The sequence below is a fragment of the Brevibacillus fulvus genome (assembly GCF_016908525.1).
GTDB lineage: Bacteria > Bacillota > Bacilli > Brevibacillales > Brevibacillaceae > Brevibacillus_G > Brevibacillus_G fulvus.
In genome coordinates, this window is the sequence record NZ_JAFBEB010000008.1 from 54,134 (window position 1) to 80,964 (window position 26,831).

The following is a 26,831-nucleotide window of genomic DNA, read 5'->3' on the forward strand; positions in this document are numbered from 1 at the left end:
CAGCCCTTCACCCTAAGCCGTTTGTTTTGGATTGCGCTGCAATTCAAACCGATGCCATTCGTCTTGCAATTCATCGAGTGATGCTTCTTCAACCGGTTTGCCGCAAGCCTCTGTAATGCCGTGTTTGATCAGATTGGCAAGCAGCACTTCACGTAGTAATTTCATGCTTCATCTCCCCTATCTCCATGTTCTATCCTTTTCATCATCATCTGCCGGCTTGTCCGCAGTTGTTTGCCTTTCGTACCGGTGATCGATGCTGACGAACTTGTTATGCTCTTTCAGGAATGCGAGCTCGACTGTGCCAGTCGGGCCGTTCCGTTGCTTGGCAATGATGACCTCGACGACGTTCTTGTTGGCAGATTCCTTGTCGTAATAGTCGTCACGATACAGGAAGGCAACGATGTCCGCGTCCTGCTCAATGGATCCCGATTCACGGATATCGGACATCATTGGGCGTTTGTCTTGACGCTGCTCGACCGAGCGACTGAGCTGTGACAGTGCGATCACGGGCACATCCAATTCCCGGGCAATTGCTTTAAGCATGCGGGAGACCTCGGAGACTTGCTCTTGTCTGTTCCCCTTAGAAACGCAGTGAACTAGCTGCAGGTAATCGATCAAGATCATTCCGAGTCCATGCTGCTGTTTGAGCTTTCTCGCCTTTCTCCGAATCTCCTGAACCGTCAGACCAGGGGAGTCATCGATGAAAATTTTCGCTTTCGCCAAGTTTCCGATTGCTCTGGTCATTCGCTCCCAATCGTCACCCTCAAAGCCGCCATTCCGCATCTTGGAAGCATCGATGTTTCCTTCCGCACATATCATCCGCTTGACCAGCTGCAGTGTGCTCATCTCAAGTGAGAAGATGGCAACCGTTTCCCCGGTCTTGATTCCTACGCTTTGGGCAATATTCAATGCAAAAGCGGTTTTCCCAACCGAAGGCCGCGCAGCAAGGATGATCAAATCTGATCGCTGGAACCCGCCAGTCATCGCGTCCAAATCGGGATATCCGGAAGGTACGCCTGTGATCTCTGTCTTGCGGGTACTGAGGCGGTCGATCTCCTCATAGGCATCCATCATGGCATCCTTGATGGGAACAAAGTCTGAGCTGCTCTTTCGTTGTTCGCCCAGGCTCATGGTAATGCGGTCTTGCTCTGCGATTAATTCCTCAACCGTTTCGCTCTCAAAAGCTAAGGTAATTTCTCTGGTTTTTGCTTCGATCACACGCCGACGGTAAGCTTTTTCCGCCACGATCTCCGCGTAATATCCCACGTTCGCTGCGGTTGGCACCGAGCTGGCCAAATTGGTCAGGTAAGCGATCCCTCCAACTTCATCAAGCAGCTTTTTGTCTTGCAGCTCGGCAGTCACGGTAACCAGGTCGATAGGCTTGTCCGCATCGTAGAGCTCCAGCATGACACTGAATATTCGCTGATGATTGGCCGGATAGAAATCCTCGACAGTCAGCCGTTCAGATGCCGTTTCCATCGCTTGCTTGCTGAGGAAGATGGCGCCCAGGACGGACTGCTCTGCCTCAATGTTCTGAGGTGGTAATCGATCGAACATGGCTCCTATGCCCTCCCTTCCAAGCGATAGTTCAAACCTTCGCCACGCAGGGTCACGTTGTAGTCTCTAGTCATCTCGTAAATCCGGGAGCCAATTGCATCGTCGATATCCGATATCTCGTCAATGTCTCGCTCCGAGGATACGAGCATCGGCAGATTGTTCAAGTACCGGAAATTGACGATTGCGAATAGTTGCTCGAGCTGGAACGCAGTAGGAGTCGTTCGGCCTTTGAAAAGATCATCGATGTAGAGCACATCGACCTGCTGCAGCTTCGTCACCTTCTCATCCAGCCTGTCCAGGTCGTCCTTGATGTTGTTGAACCCTTCCACCCACGGGAAGTACATCACAGGGATTCGCTGCTTGATGAGGTTGTTTGCGATTGCCATCAGCAAATGTGTTTTTCCGCTGCCGACAGCCCCCAGAAGTGCGATGCTGTTTTGTCTTGTCTTCCGGATCTCGTGAAATGCCTTGTAATAATCCGTTGCTGCCACGTAAGCATCCAGTACCACTTGTGGCCGATCCAAATCAAAGTTTTTGAATCCCATATGCTGAAAGCCGGGAGTGATTTGGCTTGCGCGGAACAATCGCTCAATTTTCGCTTGCTCCTGGCACTCGCAAACCCGCCACACCTCATGGCCGTCAGATGACGTCGTCAGGAAGCCACCCTTGTCCATGCACTTGGAGCATGCGCTCGTTGTAGTTGTCCGGCTTGTTGAGGCGTCCTGCTTCGCCTTTTGTGATAGGTTTTGGAACATCTGTATGAGTTCTTCTGCGCTGATTGACTGCACCAGCGTCCCCCCCTCTAATTGGCGTTACCTTTGCCAGTTTGGCTTGTTCATGATCGGCTTTCTTTTGGCGCATTTCCTCCAGGGTCTTAACATTCTCCTGCAGACAGCGACGAAGAACCCGGTCAATGTAAGCCCATGATCTCTTCTCATGGATGGCAGCCTCTTTTATGGCCTCGACGAGAATCGATTTTGGCTCTTCAAAATAGCCACCATCGAGCCAATCAATCATGTTGTCCTTGATTGTCTCCGTGAACTTACCGATTTCTTGCTGATAGATCAGAAATGGGTCATCATCACTTCGCGCATGCGTAGCAGGTAGAAGATTAATTGGTTTAGTATTGTTTTGTTTAAATAATGCGGAAGCATTGCCGGAAACACTGTCGGAAGAACTGTCGGAAAGATTGTAGGAAAAACTGTCGGCATTTATTGCCGACAAACTGATCATTTTGTACATTGCTGATTTGTTGCCTTTACGCGACTGGAAGTCGATAAAACCTTTTTGTTTCAACTCATGCCTTGCGTTGGTGATGGTTCGCTCAGAGAGGCCGGTCTTAATGCTTAACACAGATACAGCTACAGCAAACGTATCTATCCATCCAGCTTTATTGTTTATGTGCATTAACGCATGCCATAAAGCAATTGCAGATGTCGATAGTGGGCTTGTTTCGAGCCGATCGTAGAAGGCATTAAGCTCACGTATGTAGTTCAACCATCATCACCTCCGCTTTTTTCGATTTTGTTTTGATCAAGACACTTTCCGTGTTTTCTCCATCAAGGTGAGGAAAGTCATTGGGACATCCCAAGGCTTTTTCCTCTTGGTAAGGCACTTTAGCCTTGCCCATTGTTCCCCATTGCGCCAGAAGGTTTTTGCAACCTCCCAGCGCATAAAACGAAACTCATAAACGTCTCCAACCATCGCGACCTCCTCATTGTTATGAGGCTCTTAATTCAACGACCTTTACCTTGCCTGATTCTTTATGCTCCAAAAGCCAAGCAGTTGGAAGCTTCTTAATGATCAACCAGTTGTCCGGTTGCAAATTCGGTGCGAGTTGTTTGAGTAGAATCTTTTCTTTCAGCTGCAAGCTCCGCCGTTTCACAGTCCCACCTCCTCCACCGCGGGCATGAGGCCCATTTCCCTGATGAACTGGCTGGGACCAGGCTGGAAGAACTTTTTGCCGTATAAAGCGATCTCACGTGGCCGAGTGAGAATGAGCCTTCTCTTTGCCCGCGTGACTGCGACATACATCAGGCGCCGTTCTTCCTCCATGTCGACTGTCCGTTTGGAAGGAAATGTGCCTTGATTCATCCCGACCAGGATCACCGTGTCGAATTCAAGACCTTTGGAACCGTGAACGGTGAGCAGTTGAACCGCGTCTTCATCTTTGCGAAAGTAGTCCTGTATGTCTCGGATTCGCAGCCATTTCAGAAATGCTTCGATGTTATTCCGCTCGCCGGCAGCCTCTTGCTGAATGCACCAACGCTTCACGTATCGAAGAGCTGCCAGCATATCGTCGATGCGGTTCTGCAGACCCTTCTCTTCGTAATAAGCTTTCAAGCCGATCGCGTACCCAGCTTGTCTCATCGCCTCGTAAGCATCGATGTCAAAGAACTGGATCTCATCAAAGTTTCGTAATGTATCAACGATTCGGGCGAAATCCTGCACCTTTGGGCTTCCTTCCGCCCGCAATACATCCAATGGTCGCTCGCTTGACCAACTTGGTTTCGAGAGCAAAGTCGCCCGTTCAAGGTCCGTCATCCGGTTTGCTGGGAAGTTGATGCAGGACCAGAGCGCCTTTTCATCCTTTGGGTTGACCACCAGGGACATGAAGCTGATTAGTTTTTTGATGTCCGTCCGTTTAAGCGGATCAGCGTCCTTGTTCACGACCAGCGCTGCCATCTTTGCCTCGGCAAGCTTGTCCTTTATGATTTCAAGCTGTCCATTCGTCCGCGCCAGCACTGCGATATCCGAGAGCTTCCCTCCATTCTGGACATGGAAGTAAGATGTTGCCACCACGTAATGCGCCTCTTCCTCAACCGTCAGCGGAGCTTCAACCAGCTCGATCGGAAGGCCGTCCCGTTCGTTCACAAGCTTTTTATCCGTTCGATTCTCGTTATGTCTGATCAAAGTGTTGGCGGCTTCCACAATGGGCGCCGATGATCGATAATTCCGTTCCAGCTTGATCACTTCACAATTGGGATACTGTTTTGGGAAGTCCAGTATGTTCTGCACATTCGCACCGCGAAATCCGTAAATCGCTTGATAATCGTCACCCACAACGAACAGATTCTCTGGAGCCATTGCCCGAATAATGTCCATCTGCACATTGTCGGTGTCCTGAAACTCGTCCACATATACGTACTTGTACTGATTTCGATAGTATGTAGCGATGTCGTCTTGTCTCATCAGTTCCAAGGTTTTGGTAAGCAAATCATCCAAGCTAATGGCATTGCTCTGTTTTAACCGAAAGAGATATTCCCGTGCTGCTTGCTCCGATTCGTAAGAGCGGAAATTCCCTTCTCCGCCACGAGCCAGCAGGGCAATATCGTCCAATACTTGCCGCACCTTCGCATCGTACCTGAACTCATCGAGGATGGCCGCAATGATCGCCTCTTGGTCCTCTTGGTCATAAATTGAGAAGTTGGGTTCCAGTCCAACCCGATGGCCCCATTCACGCAGCACGCTGACGCAGAAGGAATGAAAGGTATTGCAGAATAGTTTCTTGGCCTGTTCTTCACCGATAAGGTGAGCGATCCGTTCCTTCATTTCCAGCCCTGCCAGGCGGGTGAAGGTGAGTGCCAGCATATTGCTGGTCCCCACCCTCTTTTCCTCATGCAGATAGGAAATGCGCGTCGTGAGCGTCTTTGTCTTACCTGTACCGGCACCAGCCAAACATAGAATGACCGGCTCCTTCGATGTGACAGCAGCTGCTTGTTCCTCGTTTAATCCCTGAAGAAGGTTAAGCGACATCTTCTGCTGCCTCCTTCAAGCCGATGGGATGCACCCTCCACCCGACTGGGACAATATCATGCGGGTCAACCACGCCAGCAATCAGGATGTTGTCCAGTTTGTCGGAGAGCTTGTCCAAACCGTGCAGGACGTTTCTCAGGTTCGTTTCATCGAGGTTCTCGATGTTATCCAACGCAAGCACCTTGATCGGAGGTTTCGCCCGATCCAACACAGCCACCAGGAAAGCGATCAGGAAGATCATCTGCTGACCGGTAGAGAGCGCATCGAAATTACGACGCTGGCTGCTGTCCTCCCAGCCAAACTGGAAGATTTCCTGCCCGGTGTCCGATTCCGTTTGGAAGAAAACAGGGTAATTGATCCCCAACACTCGCAGATTGGCCTCAATATCTTCCCTCATTGGCTCCAGCATTGTCTTGACAATCTCTCCCTGAATCCCTTTTGCTCCAAGCGCTTGATCCAGCATTTTGAAAGCCTCTGATTTGAATTCCGCCTCTTTGTTCGCCAGCATGGAGGTGCGGAGAGTAGCCATCTGATTCCGTACCTTTTCCTGCTCCTCAACCTTTGCCTGCAGTTGAGTGATTTGGTCACGCAGACCGTTCCGACGGGTCTCCAACAAATCAAGGGGAGCAATGGCTTCGACTGGCTCATTTTGCAGCTTGTCCCGTTCTTCCTGGGCACTCTTCAGGTCATCAAGTCGTTTTTGCTCCGCGCCCAGTATGGCCGATTTCTGTGCTTGCAGGTTTTTGATGGATTTGGCTCGTTCCGCATTTTCCTGCTGATATCGGTTAGTCTGCTGCATAATGAGTGACAACCGCTGCTCGATCTCCATAATCCGTTCACGCCGTTGCTGAATGGCTTTCTCAGCGGTGTTCAAGTATTCATGATGCCTGTTTATCGCTTCGTCTTTTTGGGCAATCTCCGAAGCAGCGTATTGGATGTATGCTGAAAAATCTTTGTTGCAAGCGATCTGACTCTGAATCACGCAGACCCCTTTTGTTTTGTTGATGGTATCCAATGTTTGCTGTATGGAGGCTTTTTCCGCGGTAAGGCGGGCAATATCCTGATTCAATTGAGTGATTTCGTGTTGCTGAATATTGTTGACTTCTTTTTGCAGGTTGGCTCTTTCTATGGAAAGGGCATCGAATTCGGTAGTGTCGGCAATATGAGTCATCTGAGCTTCCAACGCCTCGATTTGCTGATCAATCCAGTCTGTAGATTCTGGCGTCTGAGAAGATAGGCGTTCAATCAGCGTTGCCAGTTCTTGCAGTCTGGAGAGCCTGCGATCAATTGCCTTTTTCTTCTCCGTATCCCTTGCCAACTGAGCTTCAACTTGCACCAGCTGCTCACGAATCTCGGCCAGCTCCTGCTTGTTTGCCTCAATGTTCCGATCCGTCTCCGCCATCTTATTTTTTTGCTCAGCCAGCTGCTTAATGGCGCCTTCTGCATTCTTGGCCTTCTCTTTCCACGTGGACCATTCCCGGGAAACATACCCGCGCATTGCGAGCAGACCCTCATCAATCGACATGCCGTCCTTGTATTCGGACAAGACTGCGGCGATGGTTTCCGTTAATGCCTGATGAAGATCAGGAGAATTGACCTCAATCTCCATCGTCAGCAGCCGTTCCTCCAGATACTGCGCCACTCGTTCTTTGTTCCATCCACCTTCGATGCCGGCACTCAGGCCATAGATGAAATCACGGCGTTTGGCATCGGAAAGGGTGAGAAATTCGTTGAAATCCAACATCACCGGGAAGTTTCCAACCTCTGCGGAAACTCGAGCCTTTCGGTCAGTTTCAGTCCGTTCCCCGCGTGCTGGCGAGACGGTAATCGATTCGGAAATGGTTACGTTCGGTATGCCCTTTGTAAGCTTCGTGGTTCGTTCAAATGTTCGCGTGAACTTGAATCCCTCGAGCTCCAGCCCTACACTCATCACGTTGTCATCAGAAGAGAATTTGTAATTGTCCAGTGCTCTCTTTCCGTTCCCTGGCACATAACCGAGCATGGACATTTGCAACGCTTGGAGGCGGGTGGTCTTACCCGATCCGTTCCGGCCGATGAAGATGTCTTTTCCGGTCAGCGGCTGCTTGGCCGTGGTTCCTTTGAGATTCTGCATGGTGATCGCTTGGATTTTGCTCATCAGAACTTCACCTCGCCTTCACCAGCGGAAGCAGCGCGGCTGAACAGATCGCCCTGATTCCCAGAGGATACGGAAAACTCATCTTCTTCCTGATCGATGATCATATCTTCGGTAGTGGCTTCGGCAGTAGTTTCGATGATCTCAGCACGTTGGCCGTTCACCTTGATTTCTTCTCCGCGCTCAGCCTGGGCGGATATTTCCAAAAGCTGTTTACGGTCAAACTCGTTCACATAGCCGACCACGGTAACAGCTGCTACACGATTTTTTTCAGGGCCACTTACTTCCACGTATGGATAAGCCAATGCAGGATGCTTGGACATAACCAAGCGCTCGCAAATGGTTTGAGCATTCCGCTCAGCAAATTGCTTTTTATTAATGAAGGTATCTACTGCTTTGAGAATTTCTTTGTGGGTGAAATCCACGTATACACCAAGAGGGCCTTGGATTTTGTAGAATCCGCCACTTCTCTTTTCTTCTTCTGTCAGCATGGCCTCCATGCAAACCCGACCAGCGTCTTTGTTATATTTGACCTTGTTGGTTAGGTCTTGAATGAAATACATGTTTACGTCGTAGAGAAGTGTTGCAGATGTAATCACGAGGTTCCCAATAGGGCTGAAGCCGATCGCAAGTTTTTTGACCCAGACCTTGCTGATCGTTCCACTCTCGGGATCAATGATCGGATACGGATTGACCACCGTGTGCCCTTCAGGAAGCGTTAGTTTTTCGGGGGTTACAATGGAAAGGCCAGCTATTTGATTCAGTTTGTTAAATCCCTTTGCCGTTACCATCCCTTTGTCTTGAATCACTGCGATTTCGCCTTGCTTTTCGGAAAGGGCCATTCTGCCTTTAACAGAGCGAATTTGCCCTCCATCCGTTTTCTTGACAAAAACATTGCCATCACCGAGGCTTGTAATTACCGCCAGCTCATTACTCATTTACGTACCTCCCACTTGTTTTTTGGAGGCGAACACGCTAGGCTAGAAATAACCGGATTCTAACAGCGTTTCACCTGAAGGCTCAGCGTTCCAGCGCTGGGTCTTTTTCGATTGCTATACTTGTGATGACCATCGTCCCTGTACCGACATCGCGTAGATTATCTGATTGGCAATCAGGACAAACAATGTGGCTCTGGTCCGCAGTTGCTTCAACAGCAAAACCGAGGCAGCAATCTTGGCATTCATAAACGTGATACTCCAATTTCCCCCTCCTCTCGTTTAGTCACGAGGTCGCCACCATCCCAACCTCTACGGCGGCCGTTGTAGTTCCTTGCCTACTCCCGTTGTGACCTCGCTATGTATGACCTGTCTCATCAGGCAGGGATGGTCATTCCCCTGCGACTGAGGCGGAAAGCCCCAGTTTCGACTCTTTAACCGGCGAGAAAATCTCGCTGGCTTAATCCGTGGTACCCAAGTGGATTTTTCCGATATGCCACGGAATCCTGATACATTTCACGAACGGTTTCCTCTGCTTCGGTAAACACAGAATGGTCCAGCTTCTCCCGCACGTAATCGCGGATATATTCGCGGCTGTAAACCTGATCGTGATATTCAAAGAGGTCCAGCAATTCCTCTGTCTCCTGGGCAAAGAGGTCATCCTGCTGCAGATCAATTGTTCCATCCTCTTCAACGAACCGCTCAGGATTGCTGCTATACACGTTTTCCAAGCGATCTCTGACCAACTTTGCCAAAATGGTCACCAACTCCAGAATGTTATCGCCGATGGACATGTCCAAATGGTTCACCTTGTTTTGCACATCGATTTGTTTTTTTGCCAGCTGCTCCAACTGCTGCTCCGTATCGTGCAACGCCTGCTTTTCTTCGTTGAGAAGCGCTGTCAGGTTAGTGGTCTCCGTAATCAGTGAGCGAGCTCTAGTGATGTTGCTCAGCGTGCTGCTTTTCATATGGGTTGCCCTCCCTTTAAGGAATGTGGTATTCTTCCGGTATCGAATATTTTCATTAGGCCGTCTGTTGCGAGCAGGCGGTTTTTTCTTTGTCTTGGATTTGTTCGGTCAGTTCCCGTGTGATCTGCTTGTAGACTTCATGAGCAACCAAGTCTCCTGCCGTTTTGGCAATGATCATCATCCGTTGATAAAAGTGGAGCTGCATCCGCAGTGTTTGGATATTCACGCTGTTCCCTCCCTCGCTTCAACTTGTTTCCTAAATTCGGTCAACCGCTCAGCATACAGCTGATTTTGCCTTTCCCCATCTTGAACAAAGAGAGCCATCAACTTTGCGTCATATGGATAGGTCTGCTCCAGAACTTCCAGCACCCGGCGATTCCATTCTTGGGCTTTTGTCATTTCACCCCACCTCCCCCGGTCACCATTTTTAGAAATCCGCGTTTGGCAAGCTTGGCTTTATGGGATGTCCACTGATAGACCCATGAAAGCTTGACCTCCCTGCAAATTACTGCCGTCATGTTGGTGGTTGAGGTGATCACATCGAGGGTTTCCTGAATCAATTGCTCCAGCTGCTGGCGTTCTTGCGTCGTGAGGCTCTTCGGCGGCTTAATTAGAATTGCTTGGGCCTTCTTGATCGCATCCAGGAGCTCTTCTACTTCCTCGACCGTCTTGGCAACTGCCGTGTGCCGGTTGAGTTCTACGTTGTCACCGTCGAGAATGACAGGGCTTGTCCCGGCTGTAGATTCGTGCGCGGCAGCCATTGCCAGGAACGCATTATCTGTAAGAAGAATCGATTTTGATTTCACATCCGGCGGCGCTACGGCTCGTCCATTTTTGTAAGCAGAAACCGCTTCTCTGCTCACATGTGCTTCAAACCCAAATGACATTTGCGTCATATTGGCTTCCATCAGCGCATTTCCCAATTGATGACCGAATTCATTTGCGCTCATTTGTTCGTTCACTCCTTACCGTCGATATGTAGTTGTATGAGGTATAATGAAGTTGCTCATCTTCCAGACTCTCCCTCGGCACCCACCGAGGGTTTTTTGTCAAGTTGCCGCAACAGGTTGAATATCTCCACATCCTGTTTCAGTACGTTGAACATCATCTTTTCGACCTGTTCCGATAGTTCCGGTGCTACCATCTTCACCTCGTGAACACAGTTGACGAGCGCCGCTTTCAATTCGTCTGCTGCGGTGACATAGCGCTTGTGGTTCATGATCATCTGGCTTACTCCTTTCTTGTTAAGCTGAAATTTCGGATGGTTTGTCACCCGGCATCTCGATTCCAGCCCAGCGACAGAAAGCATCGCGCGGTATCCTGATGCTCTTCCCTAAGACGATCTTCGGGAATGTGGGATCTTGGGCCAGTTCGTACGCTCGGCGCAATGCAATGTCCATTACGTTGGCAACATCGCGCATTTTCATCATCAGAGGCAGTTGCTCAACATCAGTGATCCGTTGTTTTGCCATATTATTCACTCCTTCTCATCAAGCTGGCTTCTCTCTGTCACACTCATGAGACACCTGATCCAAAAAAAAGATGTCTTCAAAGGTGTGAGACGAAAAAGCGTTGAGGATTTTAGCAATAAAATCTTGTCCTAATGAAAAGCGTTTATCATGTGGTGGTAACTTAGCTCGCCACAGTTGGCTCCTAGAAACACCAACGAATTCAGCAAATTCTTGATCTGTAAGTTTCATTTCAATCTGCAAATTATCAAGCACACCGGGTATTAGTAGGACTCTCACCTCCACCCCTCCTTTCGTGTCTCACGCTTGTTACAAATATAAAATAACACATCTGTAACACGCATGCAACAAAAAATTTCATGTATGATACAAAATTTGTTTCACGCATGCAACAGATGTCTGTTATGATAATTATGGGTGATGAAATGATGAACCTTAAGGAATTCGGCATTTATTTCGCTGAATTAAGAGAAAAAAGTGGATACCGAAGTCAGCGTGAACTTGCCGATAAATCTGGGGTCAGTCATTCAACTATTAACAGAATTGAGGCAGGAACTCATAAAGCAAAACCGGAAACCTTAAAAGCGGTCGCTCCTTTCCTAAAAGGAGTTGATTATGAGGAGTTGTTGGAGAAGGCTGGTATTCTAAATGAGGATCAGTCAAATGTCTCCACTAAGAAAGACGATCTAGCTGAGTTACATAAAGCCATCAGCAGGGCCTTCCATGACTTTGACTCTTTACCTGAAGATGAAAAGAATTTCTTGTTAGAGGAAATACCCGAGACGGTACAATGGAAGCTAAATGAATTTCGCAAGGCTAAAGCGAAATTTTTAGAGCAAAAAAACAACAAAAATAAATAACCCTGATAACCAGGGTTTTTATTTTAAACACAAAACCGAACATACGTTTGTTGTTTAAGGAGGTTACTATGCTGAATTTTTACGAACCAACAGTCTTGGAAGAATGGGTTGAGAAATTTTACATCAAGCACAACATCAGAACCCCCTCAAATTTAAGCATTGAAAATATGTCTGCTATTTTGGGAATCGGTGTCACATTCGCACCTGGCGTTGATGATGAAGTGTTATTTGATGAAGAATATACCCACGTCTTCATCAATTCACTGCACTCTCGGCAGCGTCAATGGGAAGTGTTCTGCCACGAAATATGTCATCCGCTAAGACATCTCGGGAATCAGATTATGCTTCCTGATGAATTCCGAAAAATGCAGGAGATCGAGGCAAATGCTTTTCAGTATTATGCCGCTATCCCCTTCTTTATGGTACGTGATATGAAATTGCCCGATCATCAAAATGAAATCATTGACTTACTTGCTAGAGAATTTGGAGTAACACATGAATTTGCAAAAAAGCGATGGGATCAAATCCTTCGCAGGATCGCACGTGGCCGATCACATCATGAATTTATTACAGCTCTTGCAAACCAATACAAAAGAGCTGATCCTGCTAACTGGTCACATGAAACAAAAAAGCTGTTTAGTTTAGCAATCCAAAGAAAACTTCAAAAAGGACAAGGAGTTGTTATCCGATGAAAATCACTGTTTATTACGACTATATGGAAGAAAAACTGGCACCCATTTGGTACGTGGTTGGGTTCCGTAAGGGTGAGTTTGACTGGTCAAAAAATACTCTATACATCCCTGTAGATGCACCCTTTCAAAGACAAGGTGCAGAAGATTTTCACTCCGATACATTGGGCCTCTCTGTAACAGTTGGCGACTTAACACTGAACCATGAAAAGCCAGGGAAGTTCGGCATACATCTTCCATCATTGCGGCAAAGAGCTGCCACGGCTAACGTCGACTATTGGGACGTTGAACAATTAATCATACAAGTTTGCGACATTGAAGAATTGCTGCAGATGAATGTATTCAGTGAACGAATAGCGTAAATTTACCAGACGCCCTTTTTGGGCTTTACTTTTGACCTCAAATCAGAACGTACATTCCTATACTGTTTGCCATTGTAATTAATAAGTGCCGTTAACATTGAGTGAATGAGGAAAGTCAATTAGGAGGTTAAGCGGAGTGAAAGGCTATTTTAGGAAGCGAGGAAATTCATGGTCGTATACAGTAGACTTAGGAAAGGATGAAATAACCGGGAAAAGAAAACAAAAAACAAAGAACGGATTCAAAACAAAAAAAGACGCTGAAAAAGCTTGTAATGAACTAATTAATCAACTTAACAAGGGGACGTATATTGAGCCCAGCGAAAAAACAATCAAGGAATACATCATGGAATGGATGGACATCAACGCTAAACAAATTCTCCGTCCCTCTTCATATGACAACCATTTGATTGTTATCGAAAAGCACATTATTCCAGAGTTAGGCAGCCTGAAACTCAGCCAGTTAACCCCAAGCCATATTCAAAAATTCTATAATCAACTATCAACTGAAGGATTGTCACCTGATTATATTCGCTACATGCATTCAATTTTAAGAAAATCGATTGGACAAGCAGTAAAGTGGCAGTTGGTAGCAAGAAATGTTGTTGAATTGGTTGAACCACCAAGATTAGCTGATAAAGATATTGTTACCTGGTCTTTGGAGGAAGCTACAGAGTTTTTAGATTATGTTGAAGCACACGGAAAGAGATTTTTTGTTGCATATGTCCTTGCTATATATACTGGAATGAGGCGAGGAGAGATTTTGGGATTAAGGTGGAAAGACATCAATTGGGAACATGGTAAATTAAGCGTTAGACAGACTGTTTATAGAACTAGGCAAGGGCTGCTCTTTCAAGAACCGAAGACAAAGAATTCAAAACGTCAGATCTCACTACCAGAATATGTTTTGTCCTCGTTAAGACGTCATCGATCCGATCAAAATAAACAGAAACTTCTTCTTGGTGGATTATACAATGACCATGATCTTGTAATATGTACTGATGAAGGGAAACCTATTGAACCCAGGAACCTTGTAAGGCACTTTGATCGAATGATTCAAGAGACAGGGCTCCAAAAGATTCGTTTTCACGATTTACGTCATACTCATGCGACAATTCTCCTCCAGCTTGGGGAACACCCAAAAGTTGTATCCGAACGATTAGGACATAGTCGTGTAGGTGTTACTTTAGATACTTACAGCCATGTATTACCTGATATGCAGAAAGATGCTGCCAATAACTTTGAACAAGCAATGAATGAGAAAAAAGCAAAGAAATCACTTTAGTTAAGTAAAGGTGGTCAAAATGTGGTCAAACGGGCTAATCAGCAACTTTTGTGGTCAACTGGTTAGCTCGTAATAAAATAAAAACCCTTGATTTATCAAGGGTTACAACGTCTTATGTATGGTGATCCGGACTGGGTTCGAACCAGCGACCCCCACCCTGTCAAGATGGTGCTCTCCCAACTGAGCTACCGGATCATATGATCATTACCGCTACTGCTTTTTTAATATAGCATCCTTCTTTATAAAAATCAAGCTTGTTTTGCTTGTTTTTTTATGGTGGGCCCTGTAGGACTCGAACCTACGACCAATCGGTTATGAGCCGACCGCTCTGACCAACTGAGCTAAGGGCCCGATAAATAGCTCAAACATGACAAAAATAACTATAACTCATCTGGCGCTATTTTTCAAGAGTAAATTTTCGCCAATTGCTCCTCAATAAAAGTTCCAGCATTTTGCGAATCCACAGCAAACGACCAAAAATGCGAAAGCTGTCCGAGCTGGAGCGAAACACCCCACTCCCCCATAAGACATAAGACAACTAGCCCGTTCAGCAAATTCGTCTGCTGCACGGGCTGATCTTCTTTTTTGTCGTGAATCATCATTTGGAAACATTCGACTATCATTATATTATATCAACCGGTTTGCTTGTTTTTTTGCTCGTTGAGTTGCAGTTCCACTTTCGCCGCTTCGGCCTCCTGTTCGTCGCGCAGGCGATGGGCCATGCGACTGGAGGCATTGGCCGCGATGCTGGCGACCAGGTCGTCAAGAAACGTATGAATGCGGCCTGAAGTTTTCGTGTCCAATCGTTTGATGATCCCGATTTTGTGCTTATCCAGATGGCCAAAGGTGGTGACGGCGATGCTGCCGTAGCCAAACACGGAACCAAGCGCCAATGTTTCATCACAGCCGAACAGTCCTTCGTCGGAGGCGATCAAGGATTGCAGTGGTTCGGAAAGCTGGCCTTTTTCCGCCAACATATCCAGTTCCACGCCAACCAGGATGGCATGCTGCATTTCCCGCTTTTGCAAAACGGCATGAACGCTTTCTACGCATGGCTCAATCGTCAAGTTGGGGTGATAGGGCGATTGCATCTCATACACAATCTCCGCGATATCTTCCACCGTGACGCCTCGCTCGGCGAGACGCCGTAATGCAGCTTCTTTTACTTCGCTGCTATGCACTTGTTTGCCCATACAGAGGACCCCTTTCACTGCAAAGTGAAGTGATGCTTCTATATAGTATCACAATCGTGGACGAATTGAGACAATTTTTCGAAATTGCCGGAAATAGCAGAATGCGGTACCATAAGAGCAATCATCCTTCTTTTGGGCTGTGTGCCATTCATTTTGGAAAAGTTGGCTTGCCGCCGATCTCGGGGAACGACATGAGGAGGGATTTGCATGTATCAGAAGCAAACGGCAAGAGGTTCGTTGCAGGAAGTTTGTCTGAACAGCCGATATTTGAACAGCGCAGAACGGCTCGTGGTTTATACCCCGCCGAGCTATTCGCCGCTTTATTCGTATCCGGTCATCTATATTCAGGACGGAGAGGACTATTTGTCCATGGGCCGTTGTGCCTCCCAGCTCGATCAGTTTTTCGCCGAGCGAGGTCACGAGGAGGCGATTGCCGTGTTTCTTCCCGTGGAGAAGCGACTGCGGCAAGCGCGCTACTATCCCGAAGGAGCAGCGTACGCAGGCTACAAACGGTTTGTCGCCGATGAAGTCGTGCCTTATATCGACAGCCACTTTGCCACCAACCCGCTGGCCTACGGACGAACGCTGCTGGGGGAATCTTTGGGCGGAGTCGTCTCGCTGTTTCTCGCGTTTACTTATCCGCATACGTTTGGTCAGATCGCGTGCCAATCGGCGGCGGTCGATGAGCGACTGCTCGATCAGCTCGCTGCCTTGCCTGGTCGCTATCCGCTTTCCGTTTATCTGGAAGTGGGCAAGGAGGAGACGGCCGTCGCCACGCAACGCGGTTCCTTGAATCTGCTGAAAGCCAACGACCAACTCGCTGCCGTACTGAGCGGTTTGGGCTGCGATGTCTCGCTGCACCATTTTGCCGGCGGCCATGACTGGGGGGCCTGGCAAGCAAACTTGTCCCGCATTTTCCGCCATTTCTTGGGGTAAACTGTATGCTGGTCATTCTTCCGGTTTTGGATCTTCTTTCTTGGGAGGAACGATCATCTCTTCAAATTCTACCTTGCGGATCATCGTTAGTAAGGTAAAAGAAAGAAAAGAGAGCAACAGCAATACCAGGAACGTAAATGTGATCATCATCGCCAATTTCATCTTTGCACCTCCCGTCTTCCTTTCAGTCTTTCCCAGGCCGATCGGAATATACGGGGGCGACCATAAAATTATACAAATGGCGAATTTTCTGTTAAAATAGGACAAAAGACTGGTGACGCGCCGCGTTTTTACCACGGCAAGGAGGGATTCCAATGAGATATAGTATTGTGGTGTTTCCATCAAGCAAGGTTCAAGAGGCTGCGAATTCGTATCGCAAGCGCTTTGATCCCGCTTACGCATTGATTCCGCCCTATATCCGGATCAAAGAACCGTTTGAATGGGCGGAAGCGGATCTTCCGGAGCTGGTCAACCATTTGGAAGAGGTGGCTCAATCCACCGAGCGCTTCGCCACTCGCTTCCACCGGGTATCCAGCTTTCATCCAACCACCAATGTCCTTTATTTCGCCATCCAAAATAAAGAGCCATTTGAAAAGCTTCATGAAAAAATTGCGCAAAAATGCGTCAACCAAAAAGAGACGTACGCTTACGTGCCGCATCTTACCATCGGGCGCGACTTGTCCGATGACGAGCTTCGCGATTTAACCGGCCAGCTCAGCATGGCAAAAATTGATCTGGAAACAGAAGTCGACCGCTTCTCTCTCGTGTATGAGCTGGAGGACGGCATCTGGAGCGTTTACCAAACGTTTTTGCTGAAGTAAATGGGCAGATCGAGACTCTTCCAGCCGGAAGGGTCTTTTCCATAAGAAAGGAGAAGCAGGCCATGACCGAAAATACCTACACGGTCCAACTCGTCCTGACCGAGCCGCAAAAACGGGATGCGTTGGCTGTCCGCCGCGCTGTTTTCATTGAGGAACAGCAAGTTCCCGAACAGATCGAGATGGACCAGCATGACGAGCCGCAAGCCGACACGTTGCATTTTGTCGCTTACAATGGAGCCAGTCCGATCGGCGCCGGCCGGCTGCGAACCTATGCACAAGGAGTCGGCAAAGTCGAGCGGATCGCCGTGCAAGCGACGGAACGCGGCAGCGGGATCGGGCGGAGGCTGATGCTGCAGATTGAGGAAACGGCTCGCCAGCATGGCTACCACAAGCTGAAATTGAATGCCCAGACACACGCGAGGCGATTTTACGAAAAACTGGGGTATCTCCCGGTTGGCGAACTGTTTTTCGAAGCCGGCATTGAACATATCGCGATGGAAAAGGAACTGTAAAAAGACCCCGCTGCGCATCTTTTACGACGCCAAGCGGGGTCTGCTGTTCAGCGGAGCTGACGGCGCTGTTCCGCGATGTCGCGCAACTGCTGCACCGTCTCGGCCGGCGCGTTGGACGAGCCGAGCTCACCGTGGTACGGTTCGTCTCCCCGCCAACCGTGAAAGTCTGAACCGCCCGTCTTCAGCAAGCCATAACGGTTGGCCAACTCCGCATACCGCTGCCGGTCTTCCTCTGTATGATCGGGATGCCACACTTCTATGCCGTCCAAGCCGAACACGGCCAGTTCTTCGACCAGCTGGTCATCGTGGTAAATTCCCGGATGCGCCAGCACGGCCACGCCTCCTGCCTGTTTGATCAACTGGATTGCCTGTTTCGGGTGAATCCGCGGCGGATTGACATAGGCCTGCGCCCCGGTCGCCAAATACTTTGCAAACGCCTCTTCCATGGTGGCGACTGCTCCCAACTCGATCAACTCCTCGGCGATATGCGGCCGGCCAATGCTTTTCCCTTCCCCTGCCTTCCGCTTGTACACATTTTCCAGGGTGATCGGTATTCCCAACTGCTGCAATCGTTCAATGATCAGCCGGTTGCGTTCATGCCGCGTCTCCCGCAGCTTTTCCAGCTCCGCTTCAAATGCCGGATCTTCATACGGTATAAAATAACCCAGCACGTGAATATCCTGTCCATCGGCCACGGAGCTGATTTCCAGGCCGGGCACTACGTCTACGCCGTATCGCTGCCCGGCTTCCACCGCTTCCGCCACACCGGCTATCGTATCATGATCGCAGATGCCGATTGCCGCCAATCCGGCTTCTTTTGCCAATCTGACATTTTCCGTTGGCGTACATGTCCCGTCGGAAGCTTTGGTGTGAGTATGCAGATCGGCCTGTTGCGCCATGCTGATCCCTCCTTGTTCGTTTTTTATTCTTCATTCTGAAAATGGTTTCATGCTCATACCATAGGAAAAAACGCACACCCACGAAGGAGGATGTCCATGCAACTGAGAAACAAAGCGTTAAGCGGTGTTGTTCAACCTCTCACCTATGTTGATCGGATGATGCGGCAACAAGGCTTTCAGCTCACCTGGGCGGATGGTATTCCGAGTTATGGCATGCGTATTTACGATTCGGCAACCAACACATCGTATTTCCTGCGGATGTGCATTCACTATACCCGTCATGTCAACCGCAACGGGGAACAAATTGTCAAACTGGGCGCTCCCTCTTTGGAAGCCAATGTTTCCGCAAACAAGCGGCAAATCGAACGATCCGCCATTCCTTTGCCGATTCGCCAGGCAGTCGAACATAAACTGGCGGAGGTCGCCGACTATTTACGCTGACTTGGCGCGGCTCAAAGCGCTTTCCACAACAGTTGATTGCGGTCAAACCGGTACGCAATCTGTTCTTCGCGCAACAAACCGGTCAGATAACCCATCAGGGCGGTGCGATACAAGGCGTAGGAACTCATCGTGGCAATGTTCAGCTCCAACTCCTCCGCCAATGCGGCAAGCAGCTCCTCCATATTTTGTTCCCGCCGCAGCAGCGCTTTGATCCGGCTGATAATTTGCTGGTGCAGCTCGATATTTTTGCCGATGACCGCGTCGGGACTGGTCACAAACGAACCATGCCCGGGCAAGTAGCCGGCATAAACGGTTGCTTGCAAAAGCTGCAAACTTTGCAACGTGTCGTGGACATCGACGAGAAACGGCAGTTTATGCTTGCTTAACGTCTCCTCGCCAAAAAAGCTGTCCGCGGCAAAACAGATCTGCTCACAAACTATCCCGACCTGCTGCCAGCTGTGTCCCGGCAAGGGGAGCACGGTAATCGTTACCCCGTCGACTTGCAGCTCTCCTTCTTCCGGCAACAGCCGGTCTACGCGGGAAGCGGGCGCTTCTAAAAATTTATTCCGCAGCTCCTTGACCGGTGTCGCTCCCATGCCAAGATAAATCGGCTCCAGCACCGGATAGCGAATGATCGCTTCTTCCAGCGGCGGCGCGTAGACCAGCGCCTGCGGAAAGACCGTCAGCAAATGCGCATTGCCGCCAAAGTGGTCGGCATGAGCGTGAGTTTGGATAATCGCGACCAAGGGTTGGCCAATTTGCTCCAACCCTCTTTTTAACCGTTTTGCCGTTTGTGTATCCAGTCCCGAGTCGATCAAAATCGCGCCGCTTTCCCCAAGAATCAGTCCGACATTGACGCTTCCCGGAAAATACCCAATCCGTGACGTAATCATTTCAATTGTGACCTGATCAGCCATAGCGTTCCCCGCTTTCTGCTGTTTTTCCATTATTTTCTCCAAAGAGAGGCAGATCCCTTCCCGAGCGGTCCAATAATTTGATATGGGGCGTAATAACTGTTCTGGACGAACCGGCAAACGAGATGGGTGCTGATCGCTACCGCAGCAATCGTCACCAGCGAATATACGAACTTGTATGGCCCGGCAAGTTCAAACGAACAGCCGACGATCACGCCATCGATCAGAAAAATCAGGAGCGCAACCGGTATCTCATATCGTCTTGCCAAAAATTGGGCGAGCAAATCGGTTCCGCCGGTATTCGTCCCATATCCGAGCATCCACCCTACTCCGCTGCCGATCAAGCCTCCGCCCAGAATAGCGGAAGCCGGGACAGCGAGCGGATTGTATTCACGCAAAGGCGACAGAAAGTCAATAAAAAACGAAGAAAGCAACATTCCGTGGAAACTGTGATAAAACAATGGGCGATCAATCAGGAAGATCAGCAAATAGATCGGCAGACTGGCGCACATCACAACCACGCCGGGAGAAAGACCCAAATAATAGTTGGCCAACAAACCAATCCCGATCATGCCGCCTTCGATCAGCTGATGCGGGACGAGAAAAAAATTGACTCCCGTGCCGATCAATATGCTGCCCAACAGGACCGCGATCATTTTGCGGAAGAAGTACATGTTTCTCCCTCCTCTGGAATAGCGGCAAGTCCGTGTCATTTCTCCATTTTCTATCCTATGTGGGACAAAAGGCCGGTATGTCCGCTGCTGAACATTGCGCGGCTGATGGTCATTGGGTATAATCTTGAACACGATTGCCAGTATTTTCAAGAAACTCGCATGTTTTTGACTGTTTGCTGCTCCAACTGTTATACTAGAGGTTACAAAGCGATTGCGAACAGCAATCGTTTTGCAACTGCGGTGAATTTTTTGAAGCGCTTGGCATGGTAAGAAAGAGGTGAATGGCCGATGGTAGATATACCGTCGGAAGCAGGGATGGTCTTGCGTTCCCGTTCCGCACGGTCTACATCATCTTCTGATTGCAAGTGATTTCCGCGGCCCAAACCACGAAATCATCTTTGCATAAACACAATTGACGATTAATAAATAACATAAAAACACGTGGAGGTGAATTCTCCTCCTTTTCGAAGGTCGAAAGGGATGGAGACATATGGATATTCCTATAGGTCCGATAGGGGAGATTTTGTTAAATCTGCTGCTCGTCTTTTTTCTTGTTCTACTAAACGGTTTTTTCGTAGCAGCGGAATTTGCATTGGTAAAGGTCCGCCAAAGCCGTCTGACACAGCTTGCAAGCGAAGGAAACAAAAGAGCCAAGTATGCCCAAGCCGTCACACATAAACTCGATGCTTATCTGTCGGCTTGCCAATTGGGGATCACACTTGCTTCGCTGGGGCTTGGATGGGTAGGTGAACCAGCAATCGCCCACTTTGTCGAACCAGTATTAATTTCCATGCATTTGCCAACCTATTTGGTGCATCCGATTTCGATTGCGATCGCATTCTGCATTATGACATTCTTGCACATCACCTTTGGTGAGTTGGCGCCAAAATCAATGGCTATTCAAAAATCAGAAGCGATTTCGCTTTGGACGGCGGCTCCGTTGATGTTCTTTCACAAAATCGCCTACCCCGCGATTTATATCTTGAACGGAACGGCCAACTTCTTTATTAAACGGTTGGGGATTGAACCGGCCACGGAAGAAGACTCCGCCCATACCGAAGAGGAAATCCGGATTCTGGTAAATGAAAGCCATAAAAGCGGATTTATTGACCAGACCGAGCTGGTTCTCGTCGACAATGTCTTTGAATTCTCTGACCGCTTGGCCCGGGAGATCATGATTCCCCGGATCGACATGGTTTGTTTATATGATGACAGTACCTATGAAGAAAACCTGGAAATTATGCGCAATTCGCGCCACTCGCGCTTCCCGGTCGCGCATGAAGACAAGGACAATTTGATCGGCTTCGTGCATACCACCGATTTTTATTTGGCTGCCTTGTCTGATCGTTCTACCGATTTGAAAGATTTTCTCCGTCCGTTGCTGACTGTTCCCGAATCGATGGAAGTCAGCCAGGTGTTGCGTCTGATGCAAAAGCGCCGCTCGCAGATGGCGATCGTCATTGACGAGTACGGCGGTACGGCCGGACTGATCACCATGGAAGACATTTTGGAAGAAATCGTCGGCGATATTCAAGACGAGTTTGACGAGAACGAACGGCCCGAAGTCGAAAATGTAAATAACGCGTTGTCCGTTTCCGGCAAAACGTTGCTGACAGAAATTAATGATTACATTCCGATTGAAATCCATTCGGACGATGTCGATACGATTGCCGGCTGGATCTACAGCCAACTCAACGAAGATATCGCGGTTGGCAAATCGGTTAAGTATGAAAACTATTTGTTTACCATTACTGAATTGGACAATCACCGAATCACCCGGGTGGGCATAACCCAGATTGAGGATGATGCAAATCCTCCAGATGAATCGGACGTATTGGTGCAAGCTCAGTAAACCAGATGACAGGTGTCCCCGCAGTCAGGGGACACTTATTATTTGCCTTCGATGTTTACATAGCGAAAAAAACCCCCACCCGCTCGACCTGGACAGACGACCCGAGCCGGGAATTTGCATGGAGGTGGAGCATGAAATTCGCATTGCTGGATGACGAGCTGATTTTTTTGCAGGAAAGTACATATTCGCGCATCCCCTCCTGGCGAATGCGTGCGGTGCGCGGTGATCTTCGCTGTCCCGGATGCGGCGCTGCCCTTCGGTTGGTCGCGGGCATCAGCTTCGAACCGTTGTTTTCGCATACGGCCGAACCATGCCCGCTGCAAGGATTGGAGCAACCGCCTGAACATCTCCTGGTACATCGTTCGGGCGAAGAGACTGCGGCGACAGTTGCGGCGTTGCCCGCTTCCGATCAGCGCACATTTGGTTCTTACCGGCTGCCGACGGGAAAACCGATTGGCAACACCGCCGGTTCCGGTGAACGGCCGAAGAGCGAAGCCGCTTTTCGGAAAAAGTTGCGGCCTCGCCACGCCATTCCGCATCTGGCGGAGCGGCCCCCTGATCCGCTTCATCCGGAGCAAAAGCGAGCGGTCTTGAGCACCGAGGGCCCACTGCTGATTCTCGCCGGGGCGGGCAGCGGCAAAACTAGAGTCATGTCAGCGCGGGCAGCCCATCTTGTCCAGGACAAAGGGGTAGATCCCCGCTCGATTATGATTGTCACCTTCACCGCCAAGGCAGCAGAAGAAATGAAACGGCGCCTGTCCAATCAGTTGACGGCACAGCAAACCAGCCGCTTGATCTGCGGGACGTTTCACAGCATCTTTTACCGGATGCTGCTCTTTCATCAGCCGGAGCGCTGGCAGCAAGAACGGCTGCTCAAATTTGATTGGCAAAAGCGCCGGTTGCTGCAGGAAAGCGGACAACTGCACGATGCCGAGCTGGCGGGACGAAAAGATGCCGAAATTGACGGCGCGCTCGGCGTGATCAGCCGTTGGAAAAATGCTTTTATCACGCCGGACGCGCTGGAACAACTCGACTGTGCCAATGAGGAAGAAAAGCTGGCCAAACAGTTGTACCCGGTTTATGAAACGGCGAAGCAAGCGTATCGTTACTTTGATTTTGATGACATGCTGCTCGGCTGTTACCAGCTTTTGCAAAGCGAGCCAGCGATTCTCGCACGCTACCAGGAACGAATCCATTACGTCATGATCGACGAGTTTCAAGACATTAACCGTCTGCAATACGAAACGGTGCGGATGTTGGCCGCACCGCAAAACAATCTCTGTGTGATCGGCGACGATGATCAATCGATCTACGCCTTCCGCGGCAGCGATCCGCGTTTTATTCTCGGCTTTACCAAAGACTATCCGGCGGCGCAAACGATCACGCTGGAGGTCAATTATCGCTCGCACGCCTCCATCGTTGGGCTTGGCTATTCCCTGATCGGCAATAACCGCATTCGCTGGAAAAAAGAGTTTAAAACTTATCATCAGGAAGAAGGAGAAAGCTACCTGTTTTATCCCGAGGATGAAGAGGAACAGGCTGCCCGGATCGTCGACGAGATTCGGCAACAACTGGCGGAAGGGGCTTCCCCCGGCCAATTTGCCGTTCTTTTTCGGACATATGAGTCAACCCGTCCGATTATCGAACAGTTTATCCAGGCGGCGCTTCCGTTTCAATTCACCCATGAACAGGAACTGTTTTATGATAAGCAAGTGGTCAAGTGGGCGCTTGGCTATTTGCGGCTGGCACTCGATCCGGACGACAGCTCCGCCTTGCGCGAAATTTTGTCGACGCTCTACATCTCCCATGAGCAATGGAATGCCATTCGCAGCCAGGCGATCTTAGACGATTGTTCGTTGCTGGAAGTGTTGCCGAAACTGCCCAACTGGAAATCTTACCAGCGCCAGCATTTGCAAAAAGTGGTCGAGATCCTGCGGGCACTGCCGACCTGCTCTCCCCGTCAGGCATTGGAACTCGTGTACGAAGATGGCAAACTGCGGGATTATGTCAGAAAACGGATGAAGGAAAGCCATTCAGCCAGTCAAACCAGTTGGCAGGATGATCTTCAGCAGTTGCTGACTGCCGCCAAACGGCACGATAGTTTGCCGCAATTTCTCGCCCATCTCGCCGACATGAATCACCAGGCCAAAACCTTGCGAAAACAATACGCTGCGGCGAGCGAGGCGATTCAGGTGCTGAGTATCCATCGGGCCAAAGGTCTGGAATTTGACACCGTCTTTTTGCTGGACCTGGTAGAAGGAGCTTTGCCGCATGAATATGCCTTGGACGAGTTGCGCAAACAGCAGTCCCATGCCCTGGAAGAAGAAAGACGACTGCTCTATGTGGCCATTACCCGTGCCAAACGGAAGCTGTGCATCGGAATCCCGCTCGAACGGTTTGGCCGAAAAACCAAAGTTTCCCGCTTCATCGCCGAGATGGAAAAATAAAAAGACCAAAGCCGGAACCCGTTTCCGCTTTGGTCTTTTTTGTCAGTCAGGAGAAGCGCGCCAGCTGTTTCATTTCAATCGCCATTTCCTGCAAACTTTGCAGCGCTGCGTTGATTTGCTGAATACTGGAGGCCATCTCCTGAGTGGCCGCCGATTCCTCTTCCATTTCGCGCATCACCTGTACGACTTTTTCTTTCATGCTGCTCATGCTTTTCAAGATGCTCTCCGAAGATTTCCGTGATTGTTCGGCCAGGTTGCGAATTTCGCTGGCCACCACGCCGAACGTTCGTCCATACTCTCCAGCCTGCGCCGCTTGAATGGCGGCATTCAGTCCCAGCAGATTGCTGCGGTTGGCCATATCCTTCACCACATCGACCACTTTGGCATTTTCCTCCACCGACTGCATCACATCGCGACAGTTGTGCGAAATATCGGTGATCGAGCTGGCCAATTGCGCCGCTCCGCTGGCGACGTGTTCGGCCCACTGATTCATTTGCGTAACAGAACTGGCCAATTCTTCGGAAACGAGCGAGATTTTTTCTTCCTTTTCCCGGGAAAAGATGAGGGTAAGTGCCCCCTCGAGTTTTTTTGCTTCCCCGTAGATGGGAACGCTGATGACATTAAAAGCGATCCCAAAGCGGGATTGTTCCCGGGTCACCGACTGCCTGATCGTTTCTCCGCTTTCCATCGTTTTATATGTGATCGACTGTTTGTTCACCTCGTTGCCAACTACCAGTCCGAGTTTGATGTCGCCTTCTTGATAGTAAAGAATCTTCTCTGTGTCAGATAGCGCAAGAGTAGCAGTGGGGTACATCAAACTTAATGTTGGCATCGTTGCCAATACATGTTCAATCATCAGCCTACCCTCTCTTGTTTTCGTAAATTTTAGGCGCCTACCTTGTTTAATTCAGGAGAAGGACTCACTTTGGCAGCCGCTTTCTCATGCACCAGCAGAATCAGCAAGGCGGCCAGAATCGGCCCGATCGCCAAGGTGAGGAAAGCGTAGAAGTAACTGCCGGTTGCATCAAGCACAGCTCCCACTGCGATCGGAGAGATCAGCGAGCCGAGCTGCCAGATCGTATTGACGAACCCGGTGGCCGTTCCGACCAGACGCTGATCCACCAATTCACCGATAAACGTGTTCATGACCGGACTGTAAATAAAAGCGGCAATCCCCAAGATCGCACCAGCCACATACAGCATGGATACGCTGGTGGTTGTTCCGAACCAGAGCAAAACCGGTCCAAAGATAATCAACACAATAAACAGCAGCGTTTTGCGGCGAACTTTCAACACATCGGCCAAAATTCCGATAATCGGTTTGCAGAGCAAAGCGGTCAAACCGTACACCGACATAATCACGCCTGCTTCTACCAGCGAAATTTTCAAATCATCTTTCATATAGCTGTTCGCCCATGTGGCCACGCCCCAGGTTGCCCACATCGCGCAAAAACCGGAAAAACCGGTGATCATCAAGTTGCGGTTTTTAAACAGACCAGCGACATCCTTCCAGAACCGGGAGGCGTTTTCCGCGTTTTGCGAGCGCTGTACCGTAGATGGCGTCTTTTCTTTTAAAATGAAGAAGCCCAAGACCAGACCAATGATCGGCAGCAAACCCGCTACCAGGAAAGAAGCCTGCCATCCGCTCGCTTCCGCCACAGTTGGCACAAACAAGTTCACCACCGAAACCCCAAGGGAAGAGGCGGTCATGAAGAAGCCCATCGCCGTGCTGCGCCCTTTTCCCGGGAACCAGTCGAAAATGGCCCGAACACACGCGGAGAACACCGCTCCGGAACCCAAACCGGCCAATACCCGCAGCGCAATCCCCATTTCATAGCTATGCACCGTGCTCATCAATGCGGTGAAAACACCCATCACAAAAAATGAGCCAAGCACAACTTTTCTGTAACCGAAGCGGTCGGTCAACAGACCTCCCGGCAACTGTGTAATGACATAGCCGATGTAAAACGCTGTCATAAAGCTTCCTGCCTGTGTCTTCGTCAAGCCCAGATCCTTCATTGCCAGCGGCATGATCGGTGTCCAGGACAAACGATCGACAAAGGAGAAAAGGAACGCCATCCATGCAATGATGACAACGCCAATCGCCAATTTTTTTGAGTTCATCAGTTT

Annotated in this window: 33 protein-coding genes and 2 tRNA genes; 10 read left to right on the forward strand and 25 right to left on the reverse strand. The window is 49.4% G+C overall.

Features of this window, described 5'->3' with window-relative positions:
* Nucleotides 1-12 precede the first annotated feature (12 nt).
* The 16 genes from JOD01_RS12400 to JOD01_RS12470 all read right to left on the reverse strand — a co-directional run bounded on the left by JOD01_RS12400 (nucleotide 13) and on the right by JOD01_RS12470 (nucleotide 11,098).
* Entirely contained in the window at nucleotides 13-165 is a 153-nt protein-coding gene (locus tag JOD01_RS12400; protein WP_204518652.1) for a hypothetical protein, read from the reverse strand.
* Between the two features lie 12 nt (nucleotides 166-177).
* Nucleotides 178-1,557 carry a replicative DNA helicase gene (gene dnaB, locus JOD01_RS12405; protein WP_239565426.1) on the reverse strand — a complete coding sequence of 460 codons (1,380 nt, stop codon included), beginning with the start codon at nucleotides 1,555-1,557 and terminating at the stop codon, nucleotides 178-180.
* 5 nt (nucleotides 1,558-1,562) lie between these two features.
* On the reverse strand, nucleotides 1,563-2,312 hold the full coding sequence (locus JOD01_RS12410) for a DnaA ATPase domain-containing protein (protein ID WP_204518653.1): 750 nt from the start codon (nucleotides 2,310-2,312) through the stop codon (nucleotides 1,563-1,565).
* Nucleotides 2,197-3,054 (reverse strand): DnaD domain protein, encoded by an 858-nt coding sequence (locus tag JOD01_RS12415; RefSeq protein WP_204518654.1) that lies wholly within the window; start codon nucleotides 3,052-3,054, stop codon nucleotides 2,197-2,199. Before JOD01_RS12415 ends, JOD01_RS12410 begins: the two co-directional genes overlap by 116 nt.
* A 223-nt stretch (nucleotides 3,055-3,277) precedes the next feature.
* On the reverse strand, nucleotides 3,278-3,442 hold the full coding sequence (locus JOD01_RS12420; RefSeq protein ID WP_204518655.1) for a DUF6906 family protein: 165 nt from the start codon (nucleotides 3,440-3,442) through the stop codon (nucleotides 3,278-3,280).
* The gene (locus JOD01_RS12425) at nucleotides 3,439-5,313 is read right to left on the reverse strand and encodes an ATP-dependent helicase (RefSeq protein ID WP_204518656.1); all 1,875 of its coding nucleotides are present in this window, start codon (nucleotides 5,311-5,313) and stop codon (nucleotides 3,439-3,441) included. The genes JOD01_RS12420 and JOD01_RS12425 overlap by 4 nt, the downstream gene beginning before the upstream one ends.
* Complete coding sequence (locus JOD01_RS12430) at nucleotides 5,303-7,450, reverse strand: AAA family ATPase (protein WP_204518657.1); 2,148 nt, start codon at nucleotides 7,448-7,450, stop codon at nucleotides 5,303-5,305. The genes JOD01_RS12425 and JOD01_RS12430 overlap by 11 nt, the downstream gene beginning before the upstream one ends.
* Entirely contained in the window at nucleotides 7,450-8,385 is a 936-nt protein-coding gene (locus JOD01_RS12435) for a hypothetical protein (protein ID WP_204518658.1), read from the reverse strand. The genes JOD01_RS12430 and JOD01_RS12435 overlap by 1 nt, the downstream gene beginning before the upstream one ends.
* A 114-nt stretch (nucleotides 8,386-8,499) precedes the next feature.
* Nucleotides 8,500-8,631, reverse strand: a complete 132-nt coding sequence (locus JOD01_RS19880; protein WP_275581954.1) for a hypothetical protein — start codon at nucleotides 8,629-8,631, stop codon at nucleotides 8,500-8,502.
* A 185-nt stretch (nucleotides 8,632-8,816) separates the two neighbouring features.
* The gene (locus JOD01_RS12440) at nucleotides 8,817-9,350 is read right to left on the reverse strand and encodes a hypothetical protein (RefSeq protein WP_204518659.1); all 534 of its coding nucleotides are present in this window, start codon (nucleotides 9,348-9,350) and stop codon (nucleotides 8,817-8,819) included.
* 55 nt (nucleotides 9,351-9,405) lie between these two features.
* Nucleotides 9,406-9,576: a hypothetical protein gene (locus JOD01_RS12445; protein ID WP_173597757.1), complete on the reverse strand. Its 171-nt coding sequence runs from the start codon at nucleotides 9,574-9,576 to the stop codon at nucleotides 9,406-9,408.
* Nucleotides 9,573-9,749: a hypothetical protein gene (locus JOD01_RS12450; RefSeq protein WP_204518660.1), complete on the reverse strand. Its 177-nt coding sequence runs from the start codon at nucleotides 9,747-9,749 to the stop codon at nucleotides 9,573-9,575. Before JOD01_RS12450 ends, JOD01_RS12445 begins: the two co-directional genes overlap by 4 nt.
* A complete protein-coding gene (locus JOD01_RS12455) occupies nucleotides 9,746-10,300 on the reverse strand; it encodes an XRE family transcriptional regulator (protein ID WP_204518661.1) in 555 nt (184 codons plus the stop codon). Before JOD01_RS12455 ends, JOD01_RS12450 begins: the two co-directional genes overlap by 4 nt.
* A 56-nt stretch (nucleotides 10,301-10,356) precedes the next feature.
* A complete protein-coding gene (locus JOD01_RS12460) occupies nucleotides 10,357-10,575 on the reverse strand; it encodes a hypothetical protein (protein ID WP_204518662.1) in 219 nt (72 codons plus the stop codon).
* Between the two features lie 19 nt (nucleotides 10,576-10,594).
* Nucleotides 10,595-10,822: a hypothetical protein gene (locus tag JOD01_RS12465; protein WP_204518663.1), complete on the reverse strand. Its 228-nt coding sequence runs from the start codon at nucleotides 10,820-10,822 to the stop codon at nucleotides 10,595-10,597.
* Nucleotides 10,823-10,840: 18 nt separating this feature from the next.
* Complete coding sequence (locus JOD01_RS12470; protein ID WP_204518664.1) at nucleotides 10,841-11,098, reverse strand: hypothetical protein; 258 nt, start codon at nucleotides 11,096-11,098, stop codon at nucleotides 10,841-10,843.
* A gap of 149 nt (nucleotides 11,099-11,247) precedes the next feature.
* Here JOD01_RS12470 and JOD01_RS12475 point away from each other — a divergent pair, with 149 nt between their 5' ends.
* The 4 genes from JOD01_RS12475 to JOD01_RS12490 all read left to right on the forward strand — a co-directional run bounded on the left by JOD01_RS12475 (nucleotide 11,248) and on the right by JOD01_RS12490 (nucleotide 14,012).
* Nucleotides 11,248-11,679, forward strand: coding sequence for a helix-turn-helix domain-containing protein (locus JOD01_RS12475; protein ID WP_204518665.1), 432 nt, complete (start codon nucleotides 11,248-11,250; stop codon nucleotides 11,677-11,679).
* Nucleotides 11,680-11,747: 68 nt separating this feature from the next.
* Nucleotides 11,748-12,371 carry an ImmA/IrrE family metallo-endopeptidase gene (locus JOD01_RS12480; protein WP_204518666.1) on the forward strand — a complete coding sequence of 208 codons (624 nt, stop codon included), beginning with the start codon at nucleotides 11,748-11,750 and terminating at the stop codon, nucleotides 12,369-12,371.
* Nucleotides 12,368-12,730: a hypothetical protein gene (locus JOD01_RS12485; protein WP_204518667.1), complete on the forward strand. Its 363-nt coding sequence runs from the start codon at nucleotides 12,368-12,370 to the stop codon at nucleotides 12,728-12,730. The genes JOD01_RS12480 and JOD01_RS12485 overlap by 4 nt, the downstream gene beginning before the upstream one ends.
* Nucleotides 12,731-12,866: 136 nt before the next feature.
* Nucleotides 12,867-14,012: a tyrosine-type recombinase/integrase gene (locus tag JOD01_RS12490; protein ID WP_204518668.1), complete on the forward strand. Its 1,146-nt coding sequence runs from the start codon at nucleotides 12,867-12,869 to the stop codon at nucleotides 14,010-14,012.
* A 119-nt stretch (nucleotides 14,013-14,131) separates the two neighbouring features.
* Here the strand turns inward: JOD01_RS12490 and JOD01_RS12495 are convergent.
* From JOD01_RS12495 to JOD01_RS12505, 3 genes are all read right to left on the reverse strand, one after another.
* Nucleotides 14,132-14,207 (reverse strand) — tRNA-Val (locus tag JOD01_RS12495).
* 79 nt (nucleotides 14,208-14,286) lie between these two features.
* Nucleotides 14,287-14,363 (reverse strand) — tRNA-Ile (locus tag JOD01_RS12500).
* Between the two features lie 281 nt (nucleotides 14,364-14,644).
* Nucleotides 14,645-15,205 carry a phosphatidylglycerophosphatase A family protein gene (locus tag JOD01_RS12505; RefSeq protein ID WP_204518669.1) on the reverse strand — a complete coding sequence of 187 codons (561 nt, stop codon included), beginning with the start codon at nucleotides 15,203-15,205 and terminating at the stop codon, nucleotides 14,645-14,647.
* Between the two features lie 207 nt (nucleotides 15,206-15,412).
* Here JOD01_RS12505 and JOD01_RS12510 point away from each other — a divergent pair, with 207 nt between their 5' ends.
* Entirely contained in the window at nucleotides 15,413-16,141 is a 729-nt protein-coding gene (locus JOD01_RS12510) for an alpha/beta hydrolase (protein WP_204518670.1), read from the forward strand.
* A gap of 12 nt (nucleotides 16,142-16,153) precedes the next feature.
* Here the strand turns inward: JOD01_RS12510 and JOD01_RS12515 are convergent, their stop codons facing one another.
* Nucleotides 16,154-16,303 (reverse strand): hypothetical protein, encoded by a 150-nt coding sequence (locus tag JOD01_RS12515; protein WP_204518671.1) that lies wholly within the window; start codon nucleotides 16,301-16,303, stop codon nucleotides 16,154-16,156.
* Nucleotides 16,304-16,455: 152 nt separating this feature from the next.
* Here JOD01_RS12515 and JOD01_RS12520 point away from each other — a divergent pair, with 152 nt between their 5' ends.
* Together JOD01_RS12520 and JOD01_RS12525 are read left to right on the forward strand one after the other, a co-directional pair.
* Nucleotides 16,456-16,962, forward strand: coding sequence for a 2'-5' RNA ligase family protein (locus JOD01_RS12520; RefSeq protein WP_204518672.1), 507 nt, complete (start codon nucleotides 16,456-16,458; stop codon nucleotides 16,960-16,962).
* A 62-nt stretch (nucleotides 16,963-17,024) separates the two neighbouring features.
* A complete protein-coding gene (locus tag JOD01_RS12525; protein WP_204518673.1) occupies nucleotides 17,025-17,474 on the forward strand; it encodes a GNAT family N-acetyltransferase in 450 nt (149 codons plus the stop codon).
* A 47-nt stretch (nucleotides 17,475-17,521) separates the two neighbouring features.
* On the opposite strand, the gene JOD01_RS12530 is transcribed toward JOD01_RS12525, so the two are convergent.
* Nucleotides 17,522-18,373 carry a PHP domain-containing protein gene (locus JOD01_RS12530; protein WP_204518674.1) on the reverse strand — a complete coding sequence of 284 codons (852 nt, stop codon included), beginning with the start codon at nucleotides 18,371-18,373 and terminating at the stop codon, nucleotides 17,522-17,524.
* A gap of 96 nt (nucleotides 18,374-18,469) precedes the next feature.
* Between JOD01_RS12530 and JOD01_RS12535 the strand changes: the two genes are divergently transcribed.
* On the forward strand, nucleotides 18,470-18,814 hold the full coding sequence (locus tag JOD01_RS12535) for a hypothetical protein (protein ID WP_204518675.1): 345 nt from the start codon (nucleotides 18,470-18,472) through the stop codon (nucleotides 18,812-18,814).
* Between the two features lie 11 nt (nucleotides 18,815-18,825).
* Here JOD01_RS12535 and JOD01_RS12540 read toward each other — a convergent pair whose 3' ends face one another.
* Both JOD01_RS12540 and JOD01_RS12545 read right to left on the reverse strand, forming a co-directional pair.
* The gene (locus tag JOD01_RS12540; protein WP_239565427.1) at nucleotides 18,826-19,761 is read right to left on the reverse strand and encodes an MBL fold metallo-hydrolase; all 936 of its coding nucleotides are present in this window, start codon (nucleotides 19,759-19,761) and stop codon (nucleotides 18,826-18,828) included.
* Nucleotides 19,761-20,402, reverse strand: a complete 642-nt coding sequence (locus JOD01_RS12545) for a YitT family protein (protein ID WP_204518676.1) — start codon at nucleotides 20,400-20,402, stop codon at nucleotides 19,761-19,763. The genes JOD01_RS12540 and JOD01_RS12545 overlap by 1 nt, the downstream gene beginning before the upstream one ends.
* A gap of 490 nt (nucleotides 20,403-20,892) precedes the next feature.
* On the opposite strand from JOD01_RS12545, the gene JOD01_RS12550 reads away from it, so the two are divergent.
* A complete protein-coding gene (locus tag JOD01_RS12550; protein WP_204518677.1) occupies nucleotides 20,893-22,254 on the forward strand; it encodes a hemolysin family protein in 1,362 nt (453 codons plus the stop codon).
* Nucleotides 22,255-22,385: 131 nt separating this feature from the next.
* Entirely contained in the window at nucleotides 22,386-24,701 is a 2,316-nt protein-coding gene (locus JOD01_RS12555; RefSeq protein WP_204518678.1) for a UvrD-helicase domain-containing protein, read from the forward strand.
* 46 nt (nucleotides 24,702-24,747) lie between these two features.
* Here JOD01_RS12555 and JOD01_RS12560 read toward each other — a convergent pair whose 3' ends face one another.
* Together JOD01_RS12560 and JOD01_RS12565 are read right to left on the reverse strand one after the other, a co-directional pair.
* A complete protein-coding gene (locus JOD01_RS12560; RefSeq protein WP_204518679.1) occupies nucleotides 24,748-25,557 on the reverse strand; it encodes a methyl-accepting chemotaxis protein in 810 nt (269 codons plus the stop codon).
* A gap of 29 nt (nucleotides 25,558-25,586) precedes the next feature.
* Complete coding sequence (locus JOD01_RS12565) at nucleotides 25,587-26,825, reverse strand: MFS transporter (protein ID WP_204518680.1); 1,239 nt, start codon at nucleotides 26,823-26,825, stop codon at nucleotides 25,587-25,589.
* Between the last annotated feature and the right edge of the window lie 6 nt (nucleotides 26,826-26,831).